Source organism: Sphingomonas sp. Ant H11 (assembly GCF_000797515.1).
Classification (GTDB): Bacteria; Pseudomonadota; Alphaproteobacteria; order Sphingomonadales; family Sphingomonadaceae; genus Sphingomonas.
This window is the reverse complement of the sequence record NZ_JSBN01000063.1, coordinates 100,336-112,370: the sequence shown is the minus strand read 5'-3', so window position 1 is coordinate 112,370 and position 12,035 is coordinate 100,336. Positions and strand designations below refer to the sequence as shown.

The 12,035-nt window shown below is 64.8% G+C and carries 12 protein-coding genes, 2 tRNA genes and 2 pseudogenes; 3 read left to right on the top strand and 13 right to left on the bottom strand.

All coding sequences use genetic code 11. From position 1 onward, the window contains the following. Positions 1-57: 57 nt before the first annotated feature. From NW75_RS13250 to NW75_RS13240, 3 genes are read right to left on the bottom strand one after another with little or no spacing between them, the layout of a single operon-like run. Entirely contained in the window at positions 58-930 is an 873-nt protein-coding gene (locus NW75_RS13250; RefSeq protein WP_033965666.1) for an S-methyl-5'-thioadenosine phosphorylase, read from the bottom strand. Further along, on the bottom strand, positions 927-1,280 hold the full coding sequence (locus tag NW75_RS13245) for a hypothetical protein (RefSeq protein ID WP_033965665.1): 354 nt from the start codon (positions 1,278-1,280) through the stop codon (positions 927-929). The genes NW75_RS13250 and NW75_RS13245 overlap by 4 nt, the downstream gene beginning before the upstream one ends. A gap of 3 nt (positions 1,281-1,283) precedes the next feature. After that, entirely contained in the window at positions 1,284-1,907 is a 624-nt protein-coding gene (locus tag NW75_RS13240) for a DNA-3-methyladenine glycosylase family protein (protein WP_033965664.1), read from the bottom strand. Positions 1,908-1,980: 73 nt separating this feature from the next. On the opposite strand from NW75_RS13240, the gene NW75_RS13235 reads away from it, so the two are divergent. Further along, entirely contained in the window at positions 1,981-2,298 is a 318-nt protein-coding gene (locus NW75_RS13235; protein WP_033965663.1) for a 2Fe-2S iron-sulfur cluster-binding protein, read from the top strand. A gap of 37 nt (positions 2,299-2,335) precedes the next feature. Here the strand turns inward: NW75_RS13235 and NW75_RS13230 are convergent, their stop codons facing one another. From NW75_RS13230 to NW75_RS13220, 3 genes are all read right to left on the bottom strand, one after another. Continuing rightward, positions 2,336-3,007: a hypothetical protein gene (locus NW75_RS13230; protein ID WP_231565194.1), complete on the bottom strand. Its 672-nt coding sequence runs from the start codon at positions 3,005-3,007 to the stop codon at positions 2,336-2,338. Between the two features lie 123 nt (positions 3,008-3,130). Then, positions 3,131-3,874 (bottom strand): 23S rRNA (guanosine(2251)-2'-O)-methyltransferase RlmB, encoded by a 744-nt coding sequence (gene rlmB / locus NW75_RS13225; RefSeq protein WP_033965662.1) that lies wholly within the window; start codon positions 3,872-3,874, stop codon positions 3,131-3,133. A 78-nt stretch (positions 3,875-3,952) separates the two neighbouring features. Continuing rightward, on the bottom strand, positions 3,953-5,563 hold the full coding sequence (locus NW75_RS13220) for a M20/M25/M40 family metallo-hydrolase (protein ID WP_033965661.1): 1,611 nt from the start codon (positions 5,561-5,563) through the stop codon (positions 3,953-3,955). 181 nt (positions 5,564-5,744) lie between these two features. Here NW75_RS13220 and NW75_RS13215 point away from each other — a divergent pair. Further along, positions 5,745-5,830: transfer RNA gene (locus NW75_RS13215), tRNA-Tyr, on the top strand. Between the two features lie 26 nt (positions 5,831-5,856). Continuing rightward, the gene (locus NW75_RS13210) at positions 5,857-6,999 is read left to right on the top strand and encodes an aminotransferase (protein WP_033965660.1); all 1,143 of its coding nucleotides are present in this window, start codon (positions 5,857-5,859) and stop codon (positions 6,997-6,999) included. A 10-nt stretch (positions 7,000-7,009) separates the two neighbouring features. Here the strand turns inward: NW75_RS13210 and mtnA are convergent. The 7 genes and pseudogenes from mtnA to NW75_RS13175 all read right to left on the bottom strand — a co-directional run bounded on the left by mtnA (position 7,010) and on the right by NW75_RS13175 (position 11,930). Then, positions 7,010-8,040 (bottom strand): annotated as a pseudogene (gene mtnA, locus NW75_RS13205) (S-methyl-5-thioribose-1-phosphate isomerase). Between the two features lie 9 nt (positions 8,041-8,049). Beyond that, entirely contained in the window at positions 8,050-8,679 is a 630-nt protein-coding gene (gene mtnC / locus NW75_RS13200) for an acireductone synthase (RefSeq protein ID WP_033965659.1), read from the bottom strand. After that, positions 8,676-9,218: a 1,2-dihydroxy-3-keto-5-methylthiopentene dioxygenase gene (locus NW75_RS13195; RefSeq protein ID WP_033965658.1), complete on the bottom strand. Its 543-nt coding sequence runs from the start codon at positions 9,216-9,218 to the stop codon at positions 8,676-8,678. Before NW75_RS13195 ends, mtnC begins: the two co-directional genes overlap by 4 nt. Beyond that, positions 9,215-9,828, bottom strand: a pseudogene (locus NW75_RS13190) (methylthioribulose 1-phosphate dehydratase). Before NW75_RS13190 ends, NW75_RS13195 begins: the two are co-directional and overlap by 4 nt. A gap of 20 nt (positions 9,829-9,848) precedes the next feature. Then, positions 9,849-9,922 (bottom strand) — tRNA-Gly (locus tag NW75_RS13185). Between the two features lie 147 nt (positions 9,923-10,069). Further along, positions 10,070-11,371 carry a hypothetical protein gene (locus NW75_RS13180; RefSeq protein WP_033965657.1) on the bottom strand — a complete coding sequence of 434 codons (1,302 nt, stop codon included), beginning with the start codon at positions 11,369-11,371 and terminating at the stop codon, positions 10,070-10,072. A 64-nt stretch (positions 11,372-11,435) separates the two neighbouring features. After that, positions 11,436-11,930, bottom strand: a complete 495-nt coding sequence (locus tag NW75_RS13175) for a hypothetical protein (protein WP_033965656.1) — start codon at positions 11,928-11,930, stop codon at positions 11,436-11,438. Between the last annotated feature and the right edge of the window lie 105 nt (positions 11,931-12,035).

The window sequence follows — 12,035 nt, the reverse complement described above, 5'->3', positions numbered from 1 at the left end:
CCTTTGTGCGAGAAAAGGCTCGCACGAAGACACAAAGCCACGAAGATAGAAGAAGAGTTATTTGCCGAGCACGCGCCCGGCCACCGCATCCAGCATCGCCAGTACGCCCGGATCGCGCGACGCGGGGGCGGTGATCAGCGCGTGGTCGAGCACGGTGTCGAGCGGGGAGGGCGTGCGCTCGCTTGGCAGGGCTGCGACCAAAGCCGCCAACGCCTTGCGCGCGATTTCGCCGTTCGCGCCCATTTGCTTGATGACTTCGGCCACTTCGACGAACGCGGCTTCCTCGCGCCAGCAATCATAGTCGGTGACCATTCCGATCAGCGCATAGGGCATCTCCGCTTCGCGGGCGAGCTTGGCTTCGGGCATTGCGGTCATGCCGATCACGTCGGCACCCCATTGGCGGTAGAGCAGGCTTTCCGCGCGGCTGGAGAATTGCGGGCCTTCCATCGCCAGATAGGTGGCACCCTTGGTCACTGCGCCGCCCGCTGCCGCGACCGCTTCCGCCGCATAGCCCGACAGGCGCGGGCACACCGGTTCGGCCATCGACACATGCGCGACCATGCCGGTGCCAAAGAAGCTGGATGCGCGCGCGACGGTGCGATCGATGAACTGATCGACCACGACAAAATGCCCTGGCGGCAGTTCCTCGCGCAGCGACCCGATCGACGAAATGGCGATGATGTCGGTGCAACCGCTGCGCTTCAGCGCGTCGATATTGGCGCGGAAGTTGAGCTCCGACGGGCTGATGCGATGCCCGCGTCCGTGGCGCGGCAGAAAGACGAGTTCGACGTCGCCGATCGACCCGAACAGCAATTCGTCCGACGGCTGCCCCCATGGCGTATCGACGCGGTGCCAGCGCGGATTGTGCAAGGCATCGATCGCGTACAGGCCCGATCCGCCGATGACGCCCAGTTTCCACTTTCCGCTCATGCGGGTTTCCCTTCCTGTGATTCCAGCCGTGCCAGCCACGCTTGCGCTTGCTTTGGTTCGCCGACGGCGTGTGCCGATACGGGGCCGCGCGATGCAACAAAATCCGCGTGGAGCGCAAAGGGCGGCATCGATAATTGTTCGCGCAGTTGATCGGCGGTTTCGCCCAATTCGGTCAGTTCCAGCACCGTCGGGGCCGCCTTGGCGGCGTGAGCCCGGTCTTTGGTGTGGCCGAACAAGCCCCACTGGCCCGCCGCCGTCCGCTGCAGCGCGGCGAGCAGCAGCGTGCGATATTCGGTTTCGATTTCGGCGCGACGGTCGTCGAGCCGGGCGAGGCGGTCTGCTTTTGCCATGGCTCAGACGACCGTCATGTCGCTTTGATAATGATGCCAGGCGAAGATCGCGGCGGCCCCACGGTGCGGACGCCACGGCTCGGCCAGGTCACGCACCAGCTTCTCGCTTGGGCGCGCCTCGTGGCCGAGGATACGGCCAATTTCAATTTGCACCGCCAGGTCGCCCGCCGGCCAGATGTCGGTCCGGCCTTCTGCGAACAGCAGATAGATTTCGGCGGACCAGCGCCCGATGCCCTTGACCGCGACCAGCTTGGCGATGGCTTCCTCGTCATCCGCAGGCAGATGGTGCAGATCGAGTTCGCCGCTCGCCACCAACGCCGCGAGGCTGCGCGCATAACCCGCTTTCTGGCGCGACAGGCCCGCCTCGCGCAGCGTCTCGTCGGTTGCGCCAGTGATATTGGCCGGGTTGTCGAGCGAGCCGACCAGCCCCTCCAGCTTGTTCCACACACTTTGCGCGGCCTTGGTGCTGACCTGTTGCCCGATGATCGTGCGCAGCAGCGTGGCATAGCCGCGCTCGCGCAGACGCGGTTCGGGATAGCCGACCCGGGCGAGTGCGGCCGCAAAGGCGGGTTCCCGCTCCGCCAGCGCGTCCAGCGCGGTTTTCAACTGATCGGCGCTGAGGCCCATGCGGTGATACCTTGATCGGGGCCGCATCTGGCGGCATGGCGGTGGAGACAGTCGCTATCGCAAAGGAACGTTCATGCCCAAGCTTATCGTCGTGACCCGCGAAGGGGAAGAACGCGAGCTCGCCGGTGAGGCCGGTCTTTCTGTGATGGAAGTCATTCGGGACGCGGGGATCGATGAAATTCTGGCGCTGTGCGGCGGCTGCTGTTCATGCGCGACCTGCCACGTTCATGTCGACCCGGACTTTGCGGCCAAACTGCCCAAGATGAGCGAAGACGAGAACGATCTGCTCGATTCCTCGGCCGACCGCGACGCGACCTCGCGCCTGTCGTGCCAGATCGAACTGACCGATGCGCTGGACGGGTTGAAGGTCCGCATCGCCGCCGAGGATTGAGGCGACAAGCGGGCGGCGCGGTCGCCGCCCGTACCCTCTATTTGAAGCGTAACACCGCCGTCGGTGCATCCTTGGTGGTCGGTGTCGCTTTCCACGTCACGGTCTTGCGCGTGCCCGTCGTCACCGCGCCGTCTTCCTGATTCTGGCTGACGATCTCGGCATCGGTATCGAGCGTGAAGGTGCCGTCGAGCTGGCTTGTCGGCCCCTTGTCGGTCATGCCGCCTGCCAGCCCCTTGCTGGCGTCGCTTTGATTGGCATAGCCCGGTGCCTTGATCCGCACCGTATTGTTCGCCCGCACTTCCAGCGCGATGAACGGAAACAGCACCTCCGCGTCCAGATTATACGGCCACAGAAAGCCGCGATCGAGCGTGCCGGAAATGGCATAATCGATGCTGAACTTGCCGTCGCCGAGATAGGTCACCTTGCGATAGCCAATTTCCTTGGCGAGCGTCGCGGCGATCGCGCGGTTCTTGGCATCGGTTGCGGTCTTGTCATCGGTTTCGGCGGGCTTGGTGTCCTTCGGGACCGGTTTCTGCTTAGCGATTTTCTGGAGCGTGGGCTCTTCATCGTCGGTGGCGGCGGGGTCGGTCCCCTTGGCATCGCCGTCGCCGCCATCCTTCATACCCTTGGCGAACTCGCCGCCCAGATCGACCGCGATCACCTCCCCGACATAGGTGAAGGTGAAGTGCCGGTCGGCGTCGATCCGCAAGCTCGACACGAACGTGCCGGGGGGTCAGCACGCAGCTGGCCAAGGCAAAGGGCAAGAGCAGCACGCCGAGCAGCTTTGGTGTCAGCCGCCGCGCGAGACGTGCCGCCATGTCGAACCTCCCGTTCAGCGTGACGCCACCGCGTACAGCGCGATGGCCGCTGCGTTCGACACGTTCAGGCTTTCAACCTTATGGGAGATCGGCAAACGCGCAAGCTCGTCGCAATGCGATGCCGTATTCTGCCGCATCCCTTCGCCCTCGGCACCCAGCACCAGCGCGACGCGCTGCGTGCCCATCGCCTGGGTTAAGGTCTGCGTGGCCTCGCCGGTCAGCCCGACGCGCCAGAAACCGGCTTCAGCGATCTCCTCGAGCGCGCGCGCGAGGTTGACCACACGCACCCATGGCACGATTTCGAGCGCACCCGAGGCCGCCCGCGCGATCGTGCCCGATTCGGGTGGCGCATGCCGGTCGGGCGTGACGATGCCGAGCGCATCGAACGCGGCGGCCGAGCGCATGATCGCGCCGACATTGTGCGGGTCGGTCACCTGGTCGAGCACCAGCAACGGGCGCTGGTCGCCTTCGCCCTGCTGCAGCAAATCGCCGAGCCACATATCCTCCAGCGGATCGACCTCAGCCACCAGCCCCTGATGCGGGGCATCGCCCGGCACCAGCCGTGCGAGATCGGCAACATCGGCATAGACGATCGGGATCACCGGCGGGATGTCGAGGCTGGCGGCGGCCTCACGCGTCACCCAGAGTTTGCGCACTACCCGTTCGGGGTTGGCGAGTGCTGCGGTGACGGCGTGGCGTCCCCAAAAACGGGGGCGACCGGCAGGGGCCTGTGACGGGCGATGTCCACGGCGAGCCATCAGTTGGTCTCCACGATCGAAGCGCGCAGCGCGCGCGCAGTAAGCATAAGGTCAAAGGCAAGCGGTACAGACACGGGTTTATTCATCCTCGTCGGAATAAGCGAAAGGCTCGGTCACCGCCGGTTTGGTCGGCAAGGGCGGGCGGGGCAGGGCCTTTTCGGCATTGGCGGCATTGACCAGGAACGACGCGAGAATGGTCGAGGCCTGGCGCATGTCATTGCCCTTCAAATGGTCGAAGGTGTCGATGCTGGAATGGTGGACGCGGCTGTCATAGTCGAGCGGATCCTGGATGAACTGGAAGCCGGGCGCGCCGACCGCCTGCATGAAGACATGGTCTGTGCCGCCGGTGGTGCGGATCACCACGTCCTTCGCCCCCATCGGGCCGAACGGGGCGAGCCACTCGCGGAAGATCGGCACCACCGCCGGATTGTTCTCGGCATAGATGCCGCGCACCTTGCCCGAGCCATTGTCGAGGTTGAAATACGCGGCCAGCTCGCCCCAGCCGGGCTTTGGCGTGATCGGCCAACGGTTGGACCAGCCCATGTACAGCGCAAGCCCGGTCTGTTTCGGGTCGCTCGGGTTGCCACGCGTGGCGAGGTGGCTTTCGACATAAGAAAGCGAGCCGAGCAAGCCCTGCTCCTCGCCCGCCCACAAGGCGAAGCGGATCGTGCGCTTGGGGCGGATGCCGGTTTTGGCGATGATCCGCGCGGCTTCCATCACCATTGCCGAGCCGGCACCATTGTCGGCAGCACCATCGCCCGCGACCCACGAATCGAGATGGGCACCGGCCATCACATAACCGGCCTTGGGATCGGAACCGGGGATTTCGGCGATGACGTTATAGGCGCGCGTGTCGCTATCGTCGAAGCGCACGTCGCTGTTGATCTCCACTGTCGGTGCAGGGCCGATCTTGGCGAGGCGGGCAAGGCGGCGATAATCCTCCGCTGCGATCTGAACTGCGGGCAGCGACGGCGTATCGCCGACCCCGAAGGTGTAGCCCTCGCCGCTGACGAGTTTGCCGTCGCGATACGCCATCGTCGCCATTGCGACCGCCCCCTCGCTCTTCAGGAAGGCATCGAGCTTCTTCGCAAAATCGAGGCGCTTCAGGCGGCGGTCGGCGGCTTCGGGATTGTAGGTGGGCTGTTGATATTGGTCGAGCTTGCCAAGTTCTTCGCCGGTATAGCGCTGGAAGGGAGCCTCGCCCGGTTCGGAGCCAGTGTTGGGCAGCGTGACCATGACGATCTTGCCCGACAGCTTGCCGCGCCACTTGTCGAAATCGCGCACGCGTGAAATCGGCGCGACGATGACCGGTGCCGCAATCGGCCCGTTGGTGCCGGGCGTCCACGCAATGGGGATCGCGGTGAGCTGGATCGGGCGCGGGGTCAGCATCTTCACGCTGGAACTGACGATGGACCAGCCGCGACCGAAATCGAAGCCTTCCTTGTGGACGTTCTTCAGCCCCCATTCGGTGAACTTCGCCTGGGTCCAGGTCTCCGCCGTGCGCATCGCGGGGGAATTGGTCATGCGCGGGCCGATCACGTCGGCGAGATGTTCTGCGGTCAGCATCACTTCGCTATGGGCAATGCCCTCGTCGATGATTCGCGTGGTTTGCGTGCGATCAACCGACTGGCCGAGCGCGGGCGCGGTGACGAGCGCTGCGCAGGTGGCAAGAAGCAAGACACGACGCATGATGAAACCCCCAACGAAAAATGACTGTGTCCGCGTGGGTATGCGCGGCGCGAGGCGCGTGCAAGGTCGCTCTTGTCGCAATGTGGTTGACCTTAGCCGTTGACAGGGGCGCATGTGGTCGGCATTGGCACGCCTCGCTTTTTTTGAAGCGACCATCCTTTCCCAAAGGATGCGCGCCTGGGGACAGGTGGCCGAGTGGTTAAAGGCAGCAGACTGTAAATCTGCCCGTGCAAGCGTACGCTGGTTCGAATCCAGCCCTGTCCACCAACCTTCTTGCCGGAAGGAAGCAAGCGATGAACTCGGTTTACACCGCGCTCGGCACCACCATTTTCGAAGCGATGTCGGCGCGTGCTCGGGCGACCGGCGCGATCAATCTTGGCCAGGGTTTCCCCGACGGGCGCGGCCCCGAGGATGTGCTCGCCGAAGCGGCGCGCGCGCTGATCGAGGAGTCGAACCAATATCCGCCGATGGCAGGCACGCCCGCGCTGCGGCAGGCGGTGGCGGACCATTACCGCGTGCATCAGGGGCTCGATCTCGATCCGAGCGAGGTAATCGTTACGTCTGGTGCGACCGAGGCGCTGGCAGCGGCGATCTTCGCTTTGGTGTCGCCGGGCGACGAAGTGGTGATGTTCCAGCCGCTCTACGACGCCTATCTGCCGCTAGTGCAGCGCGCCGGGGGCGTGGCGAAGCTGGTTCGGCTCGAGCCGCCTGAATGGCGCATCACCGCCGATGCGTTGGCGGCGGTGGCCAGCGACCGGACGCGGTTGGTGCTGCTCAATTCGCCGCTCAACCCGACGGGTACGATGATCGCGCCCGATGAACTCGCGTTGCTCGCCGATTTCTGTGTGAGCCATGATGCGATCGCGATCTGCGATGAAGTGTGGGAGCATGTCGTGTTCGACGGGCGGCACCACCGCTCGCTGATGGCGCAGCCCGGGATGCGGGCTCGCACGGTCAAGATCGGTTCGGCCGGCAAGATCTTCTCGCTGACGGGGTGGAAGGTCGGCTGGATGTGCGCCGCGCCCGCGATCTCCTCGGTGCTGGCCAAGGCGCATCAGTTCCTGACCTTCACCACGCCCCCCAATTTGCAGGCGGCGGCGGCGTTCGGGCTGTGCAAAAATATCGGGTATTTCGAGGACATGCGCGCGGGCTATCAGCGCTCGCGCGATCGTCTGGCGGCGGGGTTGACCGGACTCGGTTATAGCGTGCTGCCGAGTGCGGCGACCTATTTCCTCAATATCGACCTGATCGCCTCGGGCGTCGACATGGACGATGTCCTGTTCGCGCGCTGGCTGCTGGAGGAGGCGGGAGTGGCGACGATCCCGGTGTCTGCCTTTTATGCCGAGGACGCGGTACGGAGCGTCGTGCGACTGTGCTTCGCCAAGCAGGACGCGACGCTGGATGCTGCGCTGGAACGGATGGCGCGGCGACCGTGATGCGCTCGCGTCAAATCGTTTTCAGTAGCCCCCGCTCGGTCAGGTAGCCCGTCACCAGCCGCGCGGGCGTCACGTCGAAGGCCGGGTTCGCGGTGCCGGAGGCGGTGACGCGGATGCGCCCGCCTTCCCCTGCGACATGGGTCACTTCGTCGCCCGAGCGCTCCTCGATCGGAATGTCCGCCCCCGTCGCGGTGCTTGCGTCGAAGGTGGTGTAGGGCAAAGCGACATAGAAGGGCACGCCATTGTCCCGGGCGGCGAGCGCTTTCAGATAGGTGCCGATCTTGTTGCAAACATCGCCATTGGCGGTCACGCGGTCGGTGCCCACAATGACGGCATCGACCTGGCCCGTCATCATCAAATGGCCACCGGCATTGTCGGCGATCACGGTGTGCGGCACGCCATGCCCGGCAAGTTCAAAGGCGGTGAGCAACGCGCCTGATTGCGCGGGCGCGTCTCGTCGACCCAGACATGCACCGGAATGCCGGCGTCATGCGCCAGATAGATGGGCGCGGTGGCGGTGCCGTAATCGACCGTCGCCAGCCACCCGGCATTGCAATGCGTCAGGATGTTGAGCGGACGATCGGGGTGCTTCGCATGAAGCGCGCGGAACAGCGCGAGGCCGTGTTCGCCGATCGCCTGGTTCAGCGCGACATCCTCGTCGCAAATGGCATCGGCGCGCGCGAACGCGGCTTGGGCACGGTCAGTGGCGGGGAGGGGGCGTACCGTCTCCATAACCTGATCGAGCGCCCATTTCAGATTGACCGCAGTCGGGCGCGAGTCGAGCAACAACGTGTAGGCCGCATCAAGCGCGCCGTCCGATCCGTCCTCCGCCAGTGCCATCGCCAGCCCATAGGCTGCGGTCGCACCGATCAGTGGCGCGCCGCGCGTCCACATCTCCCGGATTGCCCGCTCGGCATCGCGCGCTGAGCGGAGTTCGACCCATTTCACGGTCCACGGCAGTTCGCGCTGGTCAAGAATGCGCGCGCCGGCACCATCGGCGGTGCGCGTGATCGAGCGTTGATGCGTGCCTTGGAGGATCATCGCGGGTCCTTAAAAGAGATCGTCGAAGGTGATGATATCCCCGCCGTCGCCCGAGCGATCGATCAGTCGCGCGTTCATCCCCGCACCGCGTGCTGCTGCGATTTCCTCGGGCGTGTCCGACAGGAACAGCACCTCGCCCGGCGACATCCCGATCGCCGCGGCGATCCTGGCATAGGAGGAGGCCTCACGCTTCGGCCCGGTGGTGGTGTCGAAATAGCCCGAAAAGAGCGGGGTCAGATCACCTGCCTCACTATGTCCGAAAAGCAGTTTCTGCGCGGGCACTGAGCCGGACGAAAAGACGTAGAGCTTGATCCCCGCCGCGTGCCAGCGATGCAAGCCTGCGGCCGCATCGGGATAGATATGCCCGGTAAAAGCGCCGGAGGCATAGCCATCGGCCCAGATCATGCCTTGCAGCGCCTTGAGCGGGGTCGCCTTTCGATCTTCATCGATCCAGCGCAGCAGCGTGGCGACCGCGTCGCCGGGTTCGCTGGCGGCGACTTCGGCCAGGATCGGCGCGGTTTCCGCCGGGTGCGCCGCAATATAGTCGGCCAGGCGTGTACGGGCATACGGAAACAACACCTCCGCGACGAAGGCGATGCTTGACGTGGTGCCCTCGATATCGGTGAGGATCGCCTTCACGCGGTTGCGGGTTCCAGGCGCGGGAAGCGCTCGGCAATGTCGCTGCCGGTAAAGGCGGCGACCCAGCCATCGGGGTTCACGAACAGCCGGATCGCGGTAAAGCGCGGGGCTGCCCCCATATCGAACCAATGCCGCATCCCGGCTGGCACCGAGATCAAATCCCCCGCGCAGCACAGCATGTTGAACACGCGCCCGTCATGGTGGAGCGTGAACAGCCCTTCGCCGTCGATGAAGAAGCGCACTTCATCCTCGCCATGCGTGTGTTCGGACAGGAATTTTTCGCGCAGCGTCGCGCGGTCGGGATGATCGGGCGCGATCCGCGCGACATCGATCGACTGATAGCCGCCCTCTGCCGTCAGCCGCGCCACTTCGTCCGCATAGACCGTGAGCACATCGCTGTCGGTTGTGACGGGCTTGAGCGGCCAGCGTTCGAAGCGGACTCCCGCCTGCTGCAGTGTCGCCTCGATCTCAGCAGCGTCGGTGGTGTCGAGCAGCGGCGTCGCGGCATCATCCTCGGCAAAGACTTGCAGGCGGCTCATCGAAAGCTCCTTTCGGCCAGTTCGGCGGCGATCATCCATTCCACCGCCTCGATCACGCGCTCGGCCTCGGCCATGTCCTGGCCCCAGCCATACAAACCGTGGCTGCGGATGAGATAGGCCGGGATTGCACCCGGTGCCAGCAGGCGAGGGGTGATTGCCGCGTCGAGCACGGCCATGTCCTGGCTGTTGTCGACGATCGGCAGCACCGCCGATGTCTCATGCGTCACGATGCCGGGCAGGGCCTTCAGCATTTCGTGGCCGGTAAGGGTATATCCATCGCCTGGCGTCGCGCGGCTGAGGCCTACTGCGGTGGCCGAGTGGCTGTGCAGTATTGCGCCGCATGCGGGAAACAGACGGTATAGCGTCAGGTGCAGCGCGGTTTCGGCGGAGGGTTTCTTTCCGTCGAGCGACACGCCTTCGGCATCCACGCGCATCACATCGTCACGCGTCAGGCGTCCCTTGTGCGACCGGATACGGTGACGGCGAAGCTGCCGTCGTCCAGCCGCGCCGAATAATTGCCCGATGTCGCGGGAGCCCAGCCTTTGCCATCAAGCCAGCGCCCGACCGCGACGATCGCGTCCTGCGCCTTGGGAAAGGAGATTGCGGTCATGCCTGTGCCGGGACACGGGCTGGAGCGGGTAACGGGAATCGAACCCGTGTATTCAGCTTGGAAGGCTGCTGTACTACCATTGTACTATACCCGCTAAGCCCAGCAATTCCGCCATTCTGTGGCGTCTCGTCAGACTGCGTTCCGACATTCCGATTGTCGGAATTCCGACAATCCGCGTCGATGCGCGTTTGCGATAGCGTGCACATGGCGTTGACGCAAGCCGCGCGGCTGGGGGTGCTGGTCACGCACTCGCCCCGTTGCGCTTGGCATTGCGCGCGTCGCGTTCGGCGCTCATCATGATCGCGCGCGCGGCCATGCCGGTGGTGCGCGGCATGTACACCTCCAGAATGCGCTTCGTTTCGTCGAGACTGTGGCCGGTGATCGCGGCGATCAGTTGATCGGCCAAGCCCAGCTCTCCAAGCACGACGACACAGGTGCGGCGGAAATCGCGGAATTGCAGATCCAGCAAATCGGCGGACAATTCGGCAAGGCCGTCGCGCTTTGCCTTGTCCGCTGCGCTCTGGCGGAGTTCGGCGAAGCGACGCTGGAAATACATCGCCCGGCTGCGGCGCTCCTTATTGTCGCCGCTGGTCCACGTCTTATTGTCGCGCTCGTCATACAGGAGCGTCGCAATGCCGACCGCACGCGCCCGCTCGATCGCGGCCTCGATGCGCGTGCGCTCATCAGCGACCACGGGCACCTCGATCCAGACCCTCGTCTTTCCCTGGCGCAGGCGAATGCCCATGACGCGCCCGTCGGGGGCCATGGCAGCCAAAGAGGCAAATACCTCCGCATCGAGCTTGTAGGACGGGATTTCGACATATTGCGTCTGGAGCGTGCGCAGCAAATCGCCTTCGCGTTGGCCGATCTTCCAGCCCAACAGCATGGCCAGCGCCATATTCGGCTCCCCGGCATCGTCTGCAGCGGCGAGCAAGGCCGCACGCGCCTCGGGACTTGCCACCTGCTGGCGCGGTGGCGGAGCGGGCAAATCGAAATCAAGCGCCGGGTTGGTCTCGATCCATTTCTTGCTCTTGGCATAGGCGCACAGCGTTCGCAGCACGCGCAGCGTGCCATGTGCCGTAGTGAGCCGAACGACACCCTTTTTGGGGACGAGCAGCGCATCGCGGAACACCGCGACATTGTCTGGCGTGATCGCCGCGATCGGCTCCGATCCTGCCCAGGCGGAAATCGCCTTCAACTTGCTGTCATATTCGATGCGGGTGTTTTCGCCGATGAACCGGTCATCGCCAAAGCGGCCGCCCTTCTTCACGCGCGGATAGCCATCGGCCTTATACTGGGCGATGACATGATCGACGGTGGCGCGCGCGACGAACTTGGCGATGGCGCGCGGTTTGGCACCGCCGGTGCGCCAGTTGGCGACTTCCTCGTTGCGCTTCTTCGCTGCGGCGATCGCGGCCTCGATGTCGCGGCCAAGCGCCTGGCTCTTCCATCCCGCCTTGCTGAGCGTGGGCGATGGCGTCCAATAATAGCGCGTGCCCGTGGCGGTTTTCTTGGCGACCAGACCGGGAACGGAGATTTTCATGGTGGCGGGCCCTCAGATGGTGGCGCGAAGGGTGTCCTAATGTCCGCCCATTTGGGCGGAACGGTCAAGCGGCGTGTTGCAGTGGCTTTGTCGGGTTCCGGACCTGCGCGCGCGCCATCGTCTCGGCCCGCGCGGCAATGGCTTCGGCGCTTTGACTGCCAAACCAGTAGAGTTCGTGCAGTTCCTCCAGGAGGGTGAGCCGCGTATCGGCGATGGCCGGATCGATGCGACCGGCAAGGATCCAGCGCGGGTACAGTGTGCGCCGCAGCCCGATCTCGCGGCGCAAGGCGTGCACCTTCTCCGTCCAGGTGGCGAACGGTTGCTTGGCTCCGCGTGCCTCGATCGGGAAAATATGTTCCCACAGAATGGCCGACATCACCCGCAACTCCCGCGCCATCGCCTCGTTGGTCATCCGCCCCTTGGCCACCAACGCCGGATAGAGTTCGCGCCGCGCCGCCATTTCCTCGCGCAGCTCGTTCGCGCAATCGTCAAGGCTATGCGCGCAGGGGCGGGACTGCGGATCCTCGCGATAGAAGCGGAAGTGCGGGTCGAAGGTCACAGCAAGCTACCCTGCCGCTCGCTCATAACGGCATGCCGTCATGCCACAGCCCCGCGCATGGCAGCATCGACGCGTCGCGATGTGGGCGCGGGGTGCTGCGATACA